Origin of the sequence: Caulobacter sp. KR2-114, assembly GCF_049446115.1 — a bacterium.
Taxonomy (GTDB): domain Bacteria; phylum Pseudomonadota; class Alphaproteobacteria; order Caulobacterales; family Caulobacteraceae; genus Acaudatibacter.
The window spans coordinates 640,524-654,451 of the sequence record NZ_JBMSEC010000001.1; the positions used below are offsets into that span (position 1 = coordinate 640,524).

Annotated in this window: 11 protein-coding genes and 1 pseudogene; 5 read left to right on the top strand and 7 right to left on the bottom strand. The window is 71.5% G+C overall.

Annotated elements, in window-relative coordinates; translation table 11 throughout:
* Positions 1-34: 34 nt before the first annotated feature.
* From ACO2Q3_RS02840 to ACO2Q3_RS02850, 3 genes and pseudogenes are all read right to left on the bottom strand, one after another.
* Positions 35-101 (bottom strand): annotated as a pseudogene (locus tag ACO2Q3_RS02840) (hypothetical protein); the annotation flags it as partial.
* Positions 102-243: 142 nt separating this feature from the next.
* Positions 244-840, bottom strand: coding sequence for a TetR/AcrR family transcriptional regulator (locus ACO2Q3_RS02845; protein ID WP_423304902.1), 597 nt, complete (start codon positions 838-840; stop codon positions 244-246).
* A gap of 47 nt (positions 841-887) precedes the next feature.
* Positions 888-2,564 carry a sulfatase-like hydrolase/transferase gene (locus ACO2Q3_RS02850; RefSeq protein ID WP_423304903.1) on the bottom strand — a complete coding sequence of 559 codons (1,677 nt, stop codon included), beginning with the start codon at positions 2,562-2,564 and terminating at the stop codon, positions 888-890.
* Positions 2,565-2,680: 116 nt separating this feature from the next.
* Here ACO2Q3_RS02850 and ACO2Q3_RS02855 point away from each other — a divergent pair, with 116 nt between their 5' ends.
* From ACO2Q3_RS02855 to ACO2Q3_RS02870, 4 genes are all read left to right on the top strand, one after another.
* A complete protein-coding gene (locus ACO2Q3_RS02855; RefSeq protein WP_423304904.1) occupies positions 2,681-3,580 on the top strand; it encodes a haloalkane dehalogenase in 900 nt (299 codons plus the stop codon).
* 18 nt (positions 3,581-3,598) lie between these two features.
* Complete coding sequence (locus ACO2Q3_RS02860) at positions 3,599-4,015, top strand: DUF1330 domain-containing protein (RefSeq protein ID WP_423304905.1); 417 nt, start codon at positions 3,599-3,601, stop codon at positions 4,013-4,015.
* Between the two features lie 229 nt (positions 4,016-4,244).
* A complete protein-coding gene (locus ACO2Q3_RS02865) occupies positions 4,245-4,679 on the top strand; it encodes a hypothetical protein (RefSeq protein WP_423304906.1) in 435 nt (144 codons plus the stop codon).
* Complete coding sequence (locus ACO2Q3_RS02870) at positions 4,676-5,743, top strand: formylglycine-generating enzyme family protein (RefSeq protein WP_423304907.1); 1,068 nt, start codon at positions 4,676-4,678, stop codon at positions 5,741-5,743. Before ACO2Q3_RS02865 ends, ACO2Q3_RS02870 begins: the two co-directional genes overlap by 4 nt.
* Positions 5,744-5,850: 107 nt before the next feature.
* Here the strand turns inward: ACO2Q3_RS02870 and ACO2Q3_RS02875 are convergent, their stop codons facing one another.
* From ACO2Q3_RS02875 to ACO2Q3_RS02890, 4 genes are all read right to left on the bottom strand, one after another.
* A complete protein-coding gene (locus ACO2Q3_RS02875; RefSeq protein ID WP_423304909.1) occupies positions 5,851-8,061 on the bottom strand; it encodes a TonB-dependent receptor in 2,211 nt (736 codons plus the stop codon).
* Positions 8,062-8,220: 159 nt separating this feature from the next.
* Positions 8,221-9,297 (bottom strand): serine hydrolase domain-containing protein, encoded by a 1,077-nt coding sequence (locus tag ACO2Q3_RS02880; RefSeq protein WP_423304910.1) that lies wholly within the window; start codon positions 9,295-9,297, stop codon positions 8,221-8,223.
* A gap of 378 nt (positions 9,298-9,675) precedes the next feature.
* Complete coding sequence (locus ACO2Q3_RS02885) at positions 9,676-10,893, bottom strand: TetR/AcrR family transcriptional regulator (RefSeq protein WP_423304912.1); 1,218 nt, start codon at positions 10,891-10,893, stop codon at positions 9,676-9,678.
* Positions 10,894-11,004: 111 nt separating this feature from the next.
* A complete protein-coding gene (locus ACO2Q3_RS02890; RefSeq protein WP_423304913.1) occupies positions 11,005-12,471 on the bottom strand; it encodes a hypothetical protein in 1,467 nt (488 codons plus the stop codon).
* Positions 12,472-12,604: 133 nt separating this feature from the next.
* On the opposite strand from ACO2Q3_RS02890, the gene ACO2Q3_RS02895 reads away from it, so the two are divergent.
* A complete protein-coding gene (locus ACO2Q3_RS02895) occupies positions 12,605-13,915 on the top strand; it encodes a hypothetical protein (protein WP_423304914.1) in 1,311 nt (436 codons plus the stop codon).
* Positions 13,916-13,928: the final 13 nt, after the last annotated feature.

Here is a 13,928-nt window from a genome sequence, read left to right on the forward strand (position 1 = left end):
CCGGGGCGACTTTCATTCGGATAGCGGCCCGGCATGTAAGACCTTCTCCCCTTGCGGGAGAAGGTGGCCCGCGGCAGCGGGTCGGATGAGGGGTTGACGGTCCCTCGCCGCGAGCTTGGCGATACTTTGCCGCGCAAGCCGGCCCCGCCGTGGCCACCCCTCATCCGTCTTGCTGCGCAAGACACCTTCTCCCGCAAGGGGAGAAGGGAGAACGCTCACTGGCCAAGCCTTGAAGAGCGGGACCTACCCGACCAGCGCCCCGAGGCCGGCGATCACCGCCTCGCGTGCGGCATCCACGGTCAGGCCCTGGGTCAGGCGAAGGCGCAGCCAAGCGTCCATTGAGGCGATCAGGTCCGCCGCCGCGGCGCGGGCCGGATCGGCGCCCAGCTCCGGCAGCACGGCCAGCAGCTGGCGGCGCTGATCGGCGGCGAACTCGTCGCGAAAGCGGCGCAGGATCGGCGAGGCCGACAGCCTCGGCTCCCCGGCGCGGTAGAACGGGCCGACCTCCTCGAACACCCGGGCGCGGCGCGCGGCCAGGGCGGCGATGCGCACGGCGGGAGGGCCATCGGGAACCGGCTCGGCCAACACCGGCCGCACCAGCGCCTTCACCCGCTCGTTCATCTCGACGTACAGGCTTTCCATGTCCTGGAAGCGCCGGAACACGGTGCGGTGGCCGACGCCGGCGTGAATGGCCACCTCCTCGGAGGTGGGAGCCGGATTGCCGGCGCGGATCAGCGCCAGCATCGCGGTGGCGATCTTCTCGCGGGTGCGGGCGCTGCGCAGGGCGCGGCCATCGGTGAGGGCTTCCGTGACGGGCGCGGCGGCTTCGGCGAGGGACATGCCTTCCGCCTTGGCGCCTCGTGGCGGCATAGTCCAGCTTGCGACGCTCAGTTGTCCCACAGGATGTACTCGTCGCCCTTCTTCTGCGGCTGGCCCGAGGGGTGGTCGACGAAGATCGGGCCCTGCAGCAGCGACGGCCAGATCGGCTTGACTCTGCGCGCATCCTGGGCGGCCAGCAGGGTCTTCAGCGCCGCCACCTTGTCCGGCCGAGCGGGCGAGAGGTCGTGATGCTCCGTCGGGTCGCTGGAGAGGTCGTAGAGCCAGACCTTCCCCTGCGCCTCGCTGACCTGCAGCTTCCAGTCGCCGTCCAGCACCACCTTGTACTGGCCCGAGCGCCAGTACAGCGTCTGGTGCGGCCGGCCGGCGGTCTGGCCGGTGACGTAGGGGATCAGGTCCACGCCGTCGATCGGCCGGTCGGCGGGCAGCGGGGCCCCGGCCGCCGCGGCGGCGGTGGCGAAGATGTCGACGTGCGCCACGGGATAGGCGAAGCGGCTGCCGGGCTTCACCTTGTCCGGCCAGCGGATGAAGAACGGCGAGTGGATGCCACCCTCGAAGAAGGTCGCCTTCCAGCCGCGGTACGGCTTGTTGATCTCGGGCAGGCCGATGTAGTTCGCCCCGCCGTTGTCGCTGGTGAAGATGACGATGGTGTTCTTGTCCAGCCCCTCGGCCTTGAGCGCTGACAGCAGCCGGCCGACGTTGCGGTCGAGGTCGCGCGCCATGGCGCCGTAGACCCGCAGGCGGTGGTCGCCGATCTGTGGCAGGGCGTCGTAGTCGGCCTTCTTCGCCTGCAGCGGCGTGTGGATGGCGTTGGGCGCATAGTAGATGAAGAACGGCCGGTTGCGGTTGGCGTGGATCGCCTTCACCGCCTCGTCGGTCAGGTAGTCGGTCATGTAGCCGGCGGGCGCGAACATCGGCGAGCCGTTGAACTGCACGGCATAGGGCAGGTTCGGCCACAGGAAGCGGTCGATCGGGTCCCACGGCTGCTTGGCGTTGACCACGCCCGGGTCGTGCTCGGGCAGGTACATCGAGGCGCCGGCCATGAAGCCCAGGCTCTCGTCGAAGCCCCGCTGTTCCGGCCGCGCGCCAGGCGAGCCGCCCAGGTGCCACTTGCCGAAGTGGATGGTGTGATAGCCGCGGCCCTGCAGCAGCTTGGCGATCATGATCTCGCTGGTCGGGACGGCCAGGTTGTTGACCGCCGCGGCGCCCTTGGTGGTCCCGGGCGGCATGGCCTTCAGCCGGTCGGGGAAGAACCGCGGCAGCACGATGTCGTCCTGCTCGTGCTGCGTGCCCACCATCCGCTCGAACGCCACCGGCGCGGGGGTGAACTCGAAGCCGAAGCGGGTGACGTTGCGCCCGGTCATGATCGCCGCGCGCGAGGGGGCGCAGGTGGCGTTGCCGTCGTAGCCGGCGGCGAAGGACACCCCGTCGTGGCCGATGGAATCGATGTTGGGCGTGGGCACGAGGCCCCCGGCCACGCCGCCACCGTTGAAGGTGATGTCGTTGTAGCCAAGGTCGTCGGCCAGGATCAGCACGATGTTCGGCGGCCGCTCGCCCGCGGGCGGCTGCGCCGGCCCCTCGGCCCACCGCACCGGGTGGTTGGGCGCGACGTGCGGCAGCTGGCTGTGGGCGATGGCGATGAAGATCGCCTCGCGGTTCAGCCAGGCGACGCCCGCCAGCGCCGCCAGCCCCGCCACGCCGCCCAGCAGCCATCGACCGATCCGCATGCGCAGTCCTCTCCCCGCCCCATCGCGGCCCCGTTGACGGCCGCGAAAACAAGTGACACAAGCACTGTCATATGGAGCCGCGGCCACGCGGAAGTCAACCGGGGAGCGCCAGCGCCATGCAGATCCTCCGCACCGCCGACGACCGTTTCCACGGCCTGCCGGACTGGCCGTTCGCGCCGCGCTATCTGCAGATCGCCGACGACGACGGCACGGACCTGCGCATCGCCTGCGTCGACGAGGGGCCGCGCGACGGGCGGCCGGTGCTGCTGATGCACGGCGAGCCGTCCTGGTCGTACCTGTATCGCCACGTGATCCCGCGCCTGACGGCCATGGGCCACCGGGCGATCGCGCCGGACCTGGTCGGCTTCGGCCGCTCCGACAAGCCGGCGGCCCGCGGCGACTACACCTACGAGCGCCACGTGGCCTGGATGTCGCGCTGGCTTGAGGCGATGGATCTGCAGGGCGCGGTGCTGTTCTGCCAGGACTGGGGCGGCCTGATCGGCCTGCGGCTGGTGGCGGCCTTTCCGGAGCGGTTCGCCGGCGTGGTGGTGGCCAATACCGGCCTCCCTACCGGAAATCCGGTCAGCGAAGCGTTCATGGGCTGGCTGAACTTCAGCCAAACGGTTCCGCAGCTGCCGGTGGGGATGATCATCGCCGGCGGGACAGCGCGATCGCTGTCCGACGCCGAGCGGGCCGCCTATGACGCCCCGTTCCCCGACGAGAGCTACAAGGAGGGCGCGCGGCAGTTCCCGGCCCTGGTGCCGATCACCCCGCAGCACGGTTCGGTGGCCGAGAACCAGGCCGCCTGGACGGTGCTGGAGGGCTGGACCAAGCCGTTCGTCACCGCCTTCAGCGACGCCGACCCGGTGACCAAGGGCGGCGAGGCGGTGTTCCAGGCGCGCGTGCCGGGGACCCGCGGCCAGCCGCACGTCACCCTGCCCGGCGGGCACTTCCTGCAGGAGGACTGCCCCGCCGAGATCGCCGCAACCCTCGACGCCCTGATCGGGCGGCTCTGATTTGAGGAGACCCAGCCGATGGACGTGAAGAACGCGGTCTATCCCCTGCCGCAGCAGTTCCAGGACTTCTTCGGCGCCCCGGAGGACGGGCCGTTCGTGATGGTCAACCTGCTGAAGTTCAAGGACAAGGCCGAGTACGCCGACGGCTCCGAGCCCGAGCTCTCCGGCCGCGAGGCGTACCTGCGCTACGGCGCCGAAGTGGCCAGGCTGGTCGAGGGCCTGGGCGGCAAGATCTGGTTCACGGGCGCGGTCACCGGCCTGATGATCGGCGAGGTGGAAGAGCTGTGGGACATGGTGGCCCTGGCCGAATACCCTTCGCTGGCCGCCTTCCAGGCCATGGCCCTGTCGCCGCAGATGCACGCCATCGAGCACCACCGCGCCGCCGGCCTCGCCGGCCAGCTGAACATCCGCACCAAGCCGGTGACGGGGAGCTGAGGGGCGCGATGGGAGCGACGGCGCAAGTGCGTTTCTCTTCCCCCTCTGGGGGAAGTACCGCCGAAGGCGGGGATGGGGGCTGCCGCGCGCCGCCGCCTGTTCGCCACTGGAGCCCCCTACCCCCGCTTCGCGGGTACTTCCCCCAGAGGGGGAAGAGAGCAACGCCGCCGGACGTTCGTGGGGGAAGAAGACGGCAGCCGGCGTGGCGCCGGCGCCCGGGGGTCCCGTCATGAGCCTGCTGCCCCCTTCCACCAACGACGCCTATCGCGGCGCGCGGATCTCGGCCTGGTACCTGGCGCTGGCCGCGGTTCTGACCATTGCCCCGGCGCTCGTGCACCTGACGCTGCCGGACGGCGGGGCGCAGAGCATCGCCCACCTGGACCTCGGCGACCGCCGCGCGCTGGTGGTGGCGGTGTTCCGCTGGGAGGGCGCCACCCAGCTGGCGCTCGGCCTGGCGATGCTGGGCGTGGCGCTGCGCTACCGGCCGCTGACGCCGATATTCCTGGCGCTGAACGTGCTCGAGCGCGGCCTGATGGCGCTCGACGGCTGGGTGCTGGAGCCGCCGGCCAGCGGCCAGCACCCGCCGGAGCACTTCGGCAGCGTCGGCGCGGTGGCGCTGGGCCTGGTGTTCCTGGCCCTGTCGCTGCGGCCCCGCCCGGCGTGAGGGCCGGCCTTGCCGCGCCGCTGCTGGCCACCCTGGCGCTGACCGCGGCGGCGGGCTTTTCCGCCTGCCATCCGCGCGCCGGACCCGTCGCCCAGGCCGAAGCGCCACACGCCCCGTGCCTGCCGCCGCGGCCTCCGGCAGCCGCCGCGCCCGCCACGCCCGGCATGGCGCACATCCCCGGCGGCCGGTTCGTGATGGGCGGGGCGCCGCTGCTGCCGGAAGAGGGTCCGCCGCGGCCGACCCGGGTGGCCGGCTTCTGGATCGACCGCACCGACGTCACCAACGCCGACTTCGCCCGCTTCGTCGCCGCCACCCACTACGTCACCGTGGCCGAGCGGCCGCTGGACGCCAAGGCCTGGCCCGGCCTCTCCCCCGACCAGCGTCGCCCCTCGGGCATCGTCTTCGCCGGCGAGGGCGGGACCCGGGAAGACGCCGCCTCGCGCTGGCGCGTGGTCCCGGGCGCCGACTGGCGCCATCCGAAGGGGCCTGGCAGCTCCATCGCCGGTCGCGACGACCTGCCGGTGGTGCAGGTGGCCTGGGAGGACGCCCTGGCCTACGCCCGCTGGCTGGGCCACGACCTGCCCACCGAGGCGGAGTGGGAGTTCGCCGCCCGCGGTCCGCGCCCGCCGGGCGCGGCGCCCACCCGCTATGTCTGGGGCGACCAGCCGTTCGACCCCAAGCATCCGCAGGCCAACGTCTGGCAGGGGGTGTTTCCGGTGATCGACACCGGCGAGGACGGCTATCGCCTGGCCCCCTCCCCGGTCGGCTGCTTCCCCGCCAACGGCTGGGGCCTCTACGACATGGCCGGCGACGTCTGGCAGTGGACCGCCGACTGGTACCGCCCGAACCTCGACCCCGCCGGCGGCGAAGCGCCCGCCGGCCCCTCGGCCGACGCCGCCACCGACCCGCGCGACCCGCACGCCGCCCCGCGCCACGTGATCAAGGGCGGCTCCTACCTCTGCTCCCCCGACTACTGCTTCCGCTACCGCCCCGCCGCCCGCGAAGCCGGCCCCGCCGACAGCGGCGAGGATCATGTCGGCTTCAGGACGGTGTGGCGGGGCTGAACCCAGGTAAGAACCCTTCAGGGTCAGATGGGACCCTGAGGGGCTCTATTTCAAACACTTAGAGCATGTCCGGGCGGCGAAACCGGATCCACTTTCGCCTGACATGCTCAGAACCTGGCCCGCAGCTCGATCCCCACCTGCCGCGGGCTGCCCCAGCTGACGTAGCGGGCGCCGATGCTGGTGGAGTCGCCCATGCCGGCGACGTAGGCCTGGTTGGCCAGGTTGGTGGCGTAGAGCCGGGCCTCGTAGCGCTCGGAAGGGCTGTCCCAGATCGCCGTCAGGTTCACCAGGCCATAGGGCGCCTGGCTGTCGATGGCGGCGTTGAACTCGCGGAAGTAGATCCGCGAGCGATAGCTGGAGTCCACCCGGAAGGTCAGCCGCCCGAAGCTGAGCGGGTCGGTGCGATAGGCGATGCTGAGGTCGGCCGAGGTGCGGGGCGCGTTGTTCAGCGTCCGGCCGTCGAGGTTCTGCAACCCAAGCTGCGGGTTCAGGCCGTCGACATTGGCGAAGTCGGTGTAGACCGCCCGGATGTAGGCGATGTTGCCATTCACCGTCCAATGGCTGTCCGGCCGCCACGCCGCCTCAAGCTCGACGCCCCGCACCTCGGCCGCCGCGGCGTTGGTGACGTTCAGCGACAGGCCGACGATCTGCTGCAGCTGGAAGTTGGTGTAGCGGTAGTCGAAGCCGGAGACGCCCAGACTGACCGCGTCGTCCAGCCAGCGCCCCTTGTAGCCCAGTTCGTACGACGCGATCTGTTCGGGCCGGAAGTCGTTCTGGCAGGAATAGATGTTGGCCCCGCCCGCCTTGAACCCGGTGGAATAGGTGAAATAGGCGTTGTGGTGGGCGTCGAAGTCGTACTGCGCCCCGGCCCGCCCGGTCACGGAATCGAAGGTCAGCCGGTCGGTCTCCGTCGGGCAGAAGGCGCCCAGCGGAATGCGCGCGCCGACGCCCTCCAGGCCGAAGGTGTTGCCGTAGGTGGCCGTGATCCGGTCGCGCGAATAGCGGGCCCCGGCGATCAGCTTGAGCCCACCCAGCAGGTGATAGGTGCCGTCGGCGAACACCGCGTACGAGGTGGTGTCGTAGGTGGGATTCTCGAAGTCGAGGTAGCTGCCCGGCGGCAGGCCGGTCAGCCCCAGTTTGAAGTGGTAGTCGATGGCGTTGGCGCCGTGCTCGTCGAGGTAGAAGGCGCCGGCGACGAAATCCAGCCGATTCCAGCGGCCGCTGAGGTTCAGCTCCTCGGTCAGGGCGCGGTCGGTCTTGCGGGTGTCGTAGGGCGCGGCCGACAGGTTCAGACCGTCGCCGTCGTTCTGCGCCACATAGCCGTAGTTCTGATAGGCGGTGATCGACTTCAGCTGGCCGAATGGCAGGCGCCAGGTGAAGGTCCCGTAGACGGACTCGTAGTCGCGCCGGCTGGTCACCGGGTCGTTCACGTCCGTGCGCCAGGGCTGGCTGATGAAGGTGGCGTTGGCCAGGAACGGGTTGGTGACGATCGCCCCGGCGTTGGGGGCGCTGTAGTTGGTCAGGTACTCCCACGGGCCGGTCGCGTGCAGGCCCGAGACGCCCAGGTCGAACTTCAGGCTGTCACTGAGGTCGGCGGTGACGCGCAGTCGCCCCGACAGGCTCTGGCCGCGGTCGACACTCTGCCCGCCCGGCACCACCGACTGCACGAAGCCGTCCTGGCGGTCGCGCCAGTCGACGGTCAGCCTCGTGCGCACCGACTCGTTCAGGGGCGCGTTGACCACCCCCTGCAGGTGATACTCGTGGTACTGGGCGTACCCCGCCAGCAGCGAGCCGCCGAAGGTCCCGGTCGGGGCGTTCGTGATGAAGTTCACCGCCCCGGCATTGGCGTTGCGGCCGTAGAGGGTGCCCTGAGGGCCGCGCAGCACCTCGACCCGCTGCAGGTCCGCCTGGGCGATGTCGGCCACGGCCGTCACCGTCTGGTAGACCCCGTCGACGCTCTCGGCGACGCCCGGGCCGCCGGTGGTGGCGCCGACGCCGCGGATGGCGATGTTGGTCGAGCCGGTCAGGGTGCCGGCATGGAAGCTGGGCACGGCGAACTGCAGGTCGTTGACCGACTGGATGCCGCGCGCCTCCAGCGTCTTTGCCGACAGGGCCGTGATCGACGCCGGCACCGCCAGCACCGACTGCTCGCGGCGGTTGGCGGTGACCACCACCTCGGTCAGCTTGGAGCCCTCGCCCGCGTCCGCCGCCGCGCCCGTGGCCTGGGCGCCGTGCGCGCCGGACGCCGCCGCGAGCGTCGCCAGCACGGCCGTCGATGCGGCCGCCGCGCGCAGGTCTCCCTTGGAAATCCGCTGCATCTTCCTCCCCTTTTCCTGTCTGCGCCGGGACCTTGGCGGCGCGCCGGGGTGTTCCCCGGTCGGCGCGCCCTCCCGCAGGGAAGGCGCCGGCCTAAAGATCATGATTTACGTTCAAGTGCAATCTGACAGCGAAGTGTCAGTCAGGTTCCTGCCGGGCCGTCACGGCTGCATCAGCGCGCCGTAGACGAGGGCGGCGCTGAGCGCGCGCAGGTCGGCGCCGGGTTGCGGCAGGCCGACGTGAGCCATGGCCGCGCCCTCCTGCTGGGTCACGCCGATCACGGTCAGGTCGCTGGCCGGGTCGTTCCACCACCACGAGCCCAGCCAGCCGGTCCAGTAGTAGGTTCCCCGCCCATAGCCCGCGTCCATGGCGGTCGCGCGGGCAGGATCCTCCACCACGCCAACGCCGACGCCGTAGCCCAGGCCGTCGAGACGCTGGCCGAAGTGTTGCCGCACCCCCGCCGGCAGCAGGCTGGAGGTCATCAGCCGCACCGAGGCCGGCGACAGCAGGCGCTGGCCGCCGGCCCGCCCGCCGTCCGCCAGCATGCGCGCGAACTTCAGATAGTCGTCGAGGGTCGAATAGAGGCCGCCGCCCGCCGATGGATAGGACCCGCGCGAGCCATCCGTGGTGGTCACCGACGGCGGCGAGGGCGCGAGGCCGTCAGGCCCCCAGGCGTAGACCGTGGACAGCCGCGCCCGCTGCGCCGCATCCAGTTCGAAGCCGGTGTCGGCCATGCCCAGCGGCCGGAAGATCCGCTCGGCGAAGAAGTCGTCCAGGGTCTGGCCCGACAGGACCTCGATCAGGTGGCCCTGGAGGTCGTGCGTCACGCCGTACTCGAAGTCCGTCCCCGGCTGATAGGCCAGCGGCGCGCTCGCCAGCCGCTCCACCATCCGCGACAGCGAGCCGCCCTGCAGGTCCAGCGTCCGGTAGAGCTCGGCCACCGGCACGCTGCGCACCAGGCCCGTCAGGGGAATGTGCAGCGGCACGATCATCGAGAAGCCGGCGGTGCTGGTCACCAGGTCGCGCATCAGCATCGGCCGCGCCAGCGGCGCGCGCCCGCCGTCGGCGGTCGCCACCGCCAGGTCCGCGAACTGCGGGATGTGCCGGGCCACCGGATCGTCCAGCCGCCAGCGCCCTTCCTCGTGCAGCATCATCAGCGCCACGCCGGTCACGGGCTTGGTCATCGACATGATGCGGTGGATGGTCTCGTCGGCCCAGCGGCCGCCCGACCGCGACATCCGCATGCCCGGCGTGGTGGCGATAGACCTCGCGCCCGCCGCGCGCGACCAGCACCGAGATGCCGGCGTATTCGCCGCGCCCGGTCAGCGCGTCCAGCGCCGCGCCGAGGCGTTGGAGCCGGCCGGTGGAAAAGCCCTGTGCCAGGGTCTCGCCGCCCGTCATGGAAGCCATTCTGAAGTCCCTCATGCATGTTTACGTTCTGGTGCAATTACGCGTCAGATTGTTCGCGACGCAAGGCGCCAGCCGCACGGACAAACAGTTCGTGCCGAACTGTGGCTGTTTTGCACCGAAACGTAACCGCTGCGCCGCGACTCGCGACGCGACGAGGGGGGGGCGGCGGCGGACGGAAAGCCTGGGGACGAAGCGCTGCGTCGGCGCTAGCGCGCCAGGATGCCCCATAGCGCGAGGTCGGCCAGTTCCTGGGCGCGCGGGGCGATGGCCTGCGGCGTGAACTGGCGGATCGGGCTCCAGCTCATGAAGCTGGGCAGGCCCAGGGTCACCGCTTCCACCGGCAGGGGGCGGATGCTGCCCTCGGCGACGCCTTCGGCGAACAGGCGCACGTAGCCATCGTACATGGCCTGGGCGCTGCGGGTCACCGAGGCGCGCGCCGCCTCGCTGAGCAGGCCGTAGCCGACATAGGGCAGGTTGATCGAGACGTCGGGATCAACGGCGGCGCGGGTCAGGTCGCGGACGGCGGCGTGGATGGCGATGCTGCGCGGCGCGTCCAGGGCCTCGGCGGCGTGCATCTCGTCCAGGAAATAGCCGTAGGTGCGCTGCACGCAGGCGTCGACCAGGGCCTGTTTCGAGCCGACGTAGTAGTAGATCGCCCGCTTGTTCATCCCCAGCGCCTCGCCGACGTCCTCCAGCCGCGTGGCGCCGACGCCGCGGCGATTGAACATGGCCGAGGCGACCACAAGGATCCGCTCGCGCTTGGCCGCCTCCAGGCCGGCGCGGTCGAAGGCCTGGGGCCGCGCCGGAGCCAGGGGGACCAGGGCGGGCAGCGGCGGGACCGGCGCGCGGCGGTCGGCGGCCATGCCGCGGGTGACCAGCTCCACCGATCCGACCGAGACCAGGCTGGCGTCCAGCCCCTCCCCCCAGCGGCGCAGCAGCGGGGTGTAGGCGGCGGCGCTGACGATGGCGTTGGCGACGATGTCGGTGTCCATCGGCCGCAGGGTTCCGGCCGCGATTCCCGTCGCAAGCACCGCGCCCAGCCGGTCGGTCAGGCGATTCAGCCGGCCGGCGATCTCGTCGCGCTGCTCGGGGCGGAGCGCCTCCAGTTCGCAGATCACCGCCTGTTCGCCGTCCCCCGGCCGCTCGGCCAGGAACGCCTCGACCGCCGCGGGAATGTCGTGGGCGTGCCCCGCCAGGGCCCGCTCCAGGCCATGCTCCAGCGCCCCGCAGGCCTCCTGATAGCAGCGGTGCTGCAGATCCTCGCGATCGCTGAAGTAGCTGTAGAGCGCCGGACGCGTGATCCCCAGCCGCCGGGCGATGTCGCCGAACCACTCCAGCGACACCCCCATGGTGTTCAGCTCCTCGATGGCGGCGGCCAGGATGTCTTCTTCGCGACTGGCGGATCGGGCGGTCCTGGGCGGCATGGGTCTCCTCGCGGGCGCCGGGCGCACCGTTCGCCGGGCGCCCGAAGAGGCCCGCGGCCGCGCTGCGCGTCAACCGAAACTTACGTTCGGGTGCGGGGCGTGGAGGCTTCCTTATTCTTCGTCCACGGGCTCGACGCAATTCGGCGTGGTGCAGTGCTTTCGCGTGGGCGTCGGCGTGGGGGTCGGGTTGCTGCTGGGCTGCGGCGGCTTGCCCGGGTCGTGCCGGCAGAGGGTCTGGCACATCATGTCGCCGGGCTTGCAGTTGCAGTCGCTGCTGGGCGGGCTGGCCGCGGCCGGGGGGCTGACCGTGAGGTTGCGCCAGGCCAGCTGCAGATCCGGGGTGTTGTAGTAGCGGCCGATCGCCTCGACCGACAGGCGGCAGGCGCCGGCAACCTGCAGCTTCCAGGCGCCGAAGCCGACCGTGCTCCTGGGCAGGTCGCCGTAGGGCTGCACCTCGCGGGCGTCGATCACCCGGCACGGGCCGCTGACCACCCGCAGGCGCATCTGCACCTGGCGGGCCGTCTCGGGGGCGACGTTGCCGAGCTTGCCGCGGATGTCGGCCACCGGCGTCTGCCGCGGATCGTTCAGCGTGGTGGGGTCGAACTTGATCAGGGCGTTGGTGCGCAGGGCCGAGAACGACGCCCGCCAGAGGGTGGCGATGGATTCCGCCGCCATCGCCTCCTCGACGCCGGCGCTGTTCAGCCGCACGGCGGCGTTGTCCCGCACGTCGGTGGCCATGGCGATGGTGAAGGCCCCCACCGCCGCGGTGAGCTGCGCCGTCGGGTCGCCGAACTGGGTCTGCGGGTTGCCGGTCCAGTAGACGCTGTACTGGGACACCGGATTGCTCGGGCACTCCGGCGCGCGCAGGCCCTCCCACAGCACGTGGCTGGAGGAGACATACGAGGCCGTGTCGGTGGATCCGTTCCAGAACCAGGGGTCGAACCAGTCGAGCTTGGGATCGCTTCCCGCCGAGTCCAGGAAGCGGTGCGCCTCGGCGGTGAAGTCCTCGCTGTGGGCCGAGCCGCCGATGACGCCGGCCACATTGTACGAGCGGCCGAACACCCCGCGGTCGCCGGTGACCCGCTCGCTGAGCACGACATGATCGGGACTGGTCTTCACCTGGGCGCGAAGGTCGGCGGCGTACTCGCCGTTGATGTGGTAGGGCACGTGGGCGTCGGCCAGGAAGTGCGCCGCCCAGGCCGCGGCCTTCTCGCGGCCCTGCTGGCCATAGGCCAGCGGCAGGTAGTTGGCCGCCACGCCCTGGGGCGCATGGCCCTCCTGGTTGCGCGGGTTGTACCAGTGCAGGGAATAGTCGCTGGCGCCCTTGGCGTCCGGGCCCGGCCCCCTCTGCATCACGTCGGCGCCCTCGTGCGCCAGGATGTCGGCCAGGGCCGGGAACTTCGCGCCCTGGAACGCCGGGTCCTTTTCCAGGAAGGCGTAGGCCATCCTGTCGAGGCAGGCGTGGGTGTTGAACTTCGCCGGCCAGACGCCGCCTGTGGTGGTCGAGCCCCAGGCCAGGGCCGGCGTCGAGGGGGCCAGGACCAGGCCGCAGGCCGCGAGCGCTGCCAGTCGTTTCATCGCCAGCTCCGAATGTCGGCTCCTGGTCTGGTGTGTGTCGCGGGACGGGCGCGGACGCGTTGATCTCGCTCAAGGCCCCTGACGCTTCCGACGCCTAGGCAACAGCGGCGACAACACCGTCTGGAGCGCCCCGATGAAAGCCGTGCTCGCCGTTCTCATCGCCGCCGGCGCCATCGCCGGCGCGGCCTCGGCGCAGGACGATCCGGACCAGAGCTTCCATCCCGGGCCGGCGCCCTCGGACCAGGCGCCGATCCCGCCGTCGCCCACCGGCGATCGCTCCACCCCCGATCGTTCCACCCCCGATCGTTCCACCCCCGATCGCTCCGCTTCCGATCGCTCGACGCCAGACCGGGGCGACCGCGGTCCGGACCGCGACCACGGAGGCCCGGTCCTGACCGCTGACATGCTGGGCGACCGGCTGGCGATCGACGAGCTGGACGGCGCCTGGGTGGGAACCTGGACCCGCCGTCCGGGCACCGACACCTTCGACGCCGTCTGGCGCAACCGCCAGGGCCAGGAGGCGCACGACGTGATCCGTCTGGTCGGCGTAGCCGGCGGGCAGGTGACCTTCCGCCGCGACGGCGTGTCCGGCCCGGCCGGCGGGACCTATACCGGGACCCTCGCCGCCGACGGCCGCACCATCGTCGGCACGGCCTCCTGGTACCAGCCCGGCTGGGTGTGGCGAGCGGTGATCGGCGATCGGGCCGACCGCGATCACGGCGGCCCCGATCGAACCCATCGCGAGGCGCAGACGCCGCCCGTCAGCGAAGTGCAGCTGGCCGACACCTGGAACACGGGCGGCTGCGGCTTCACCGACACGGCGACCCTGGATCTAGGCCAGTCGGTGCGGCTGTCGCGGATTTCGTTGTGGTACAACTGGCAGCCGGGCGAGCGGGAGGTCCGCTACACCGTCAGCCTGCACGGTCGCCAGGTCGGCGGCGGCGTGCTGACCCGCGGCGACTGCGATCCCTACCAGGGCGCCTGGTGCGAGGCCCGCGACACGCCGGACGCCGACCTGCAGGCCGGCCAATATCGCTTCCAGCTCGAGCGCGGGCATCTGTGCCAGAACGGCGGCAGCGGCGGCGCCGGCTTCATCCGCGCCTGGGGCTATCCCACCGGCGGATCGGTCGAGCAGCGCCGCGAGGACGCCCGCCCGGCCGTCTCCCTCTCCGGCGTGTGGTCGGGCAACGATGGCGGCCGCTACGTCGTGCGCCAGGACGGCGACCGCATCCGCTGGACCGGCGTGTCCGGCGATGGCGGGCGCACTTTCATCAACGATTTCGAGGGCCGCATCGAGGGCGACCGGATCATCGGCCACTTCCAGGATCGCCCCGGCGCGGCGGTGCATTCGAGCGGCGATCTGGTGCTGCGCATCGAAGGACCCGATCGGTTCGTGATGGTCACCCCCAGCGGCGGATTCGGCGGCAGCGTCTGGACGCGATAGCCAGCGGCCGCCT

Bases quoted from the DNA above. Each gene is read 5' to 3' on its own strand.
- ACO2Q3_RS02860 (WP_423304905.1), top strand. From the start codon at position 3,599: ATGGACGTGAAGAACGCGGTCTATCCCCTGCCGCAGCAGTTCCAGGAC.
- ACO2Q3_RS02890 (WP_423304913.1), bottom strand. From the start codon at position 12,471: ATGAAACGACTGGCAGCGCTCGCGGCCTGCGGCCTGGTCCTGGCCCCC.
- ACO2Q3_RS02855 (WP_423304904.1), top strand. From the start codon at position 2,681: ATGCAGATCCTCCGCACCGCCGACGACCGTTTCCACGGCCTGCCGGAC.
- ACO2Q3_RS02850 (WP_423304903.1), bottom strand. From the start codon at position 2,564: ATGCGGATCGGTCGATGGCTGCTGGGCGGCGTGGCGGGGCTGGCGGCG.
- ACO2Q3_RS02875 (WP_423304909.1), bottom strand. From the start codon at position 8,061: ATGCAGCGGATTTCCAAGGGAGACCTGCGCGCGGCGGCCGCATCGACG.
- ACO2Q3_RS02885 (WP_423304912.1), bottom strand. From the start codon at position 10,893: ATGCCGCCCAGGACCGCCCGATCCGCCAGTCGCGAAGAAGACATCCTG.
- ACO2Q3_RS02880 (WP_423304910.1), bottom strand. From the start codon at position 9,297: ATGTCGCGGTCGGGCGGCCGCTGGGCCGACGAGACCATCCACCGCATC.
- ACO2Q3_RS02865 (WP_423304906.1), top strand. From the start codon at position 4,245: ATGAGCCTGCTGCCCCCTTCCACCAACGACGCCTATCGCGGCGCGCGG.
- ACO2Q3_RS02895 (WP_423304914.1), top strand. From the start codon at position 12,605: ATGAAAGCCGTGCTCGCCGTTCTCATCGCCGCCGGCGCCATCGCCGGC.
- ACO2Q3_RS02845 (WP_423304902.1), bottom strand. From the start codon at position 840: ATGTCCCTCGCCGAAGCCGCCGCGCCCGTCACGGAAGCCCTCACCGAT.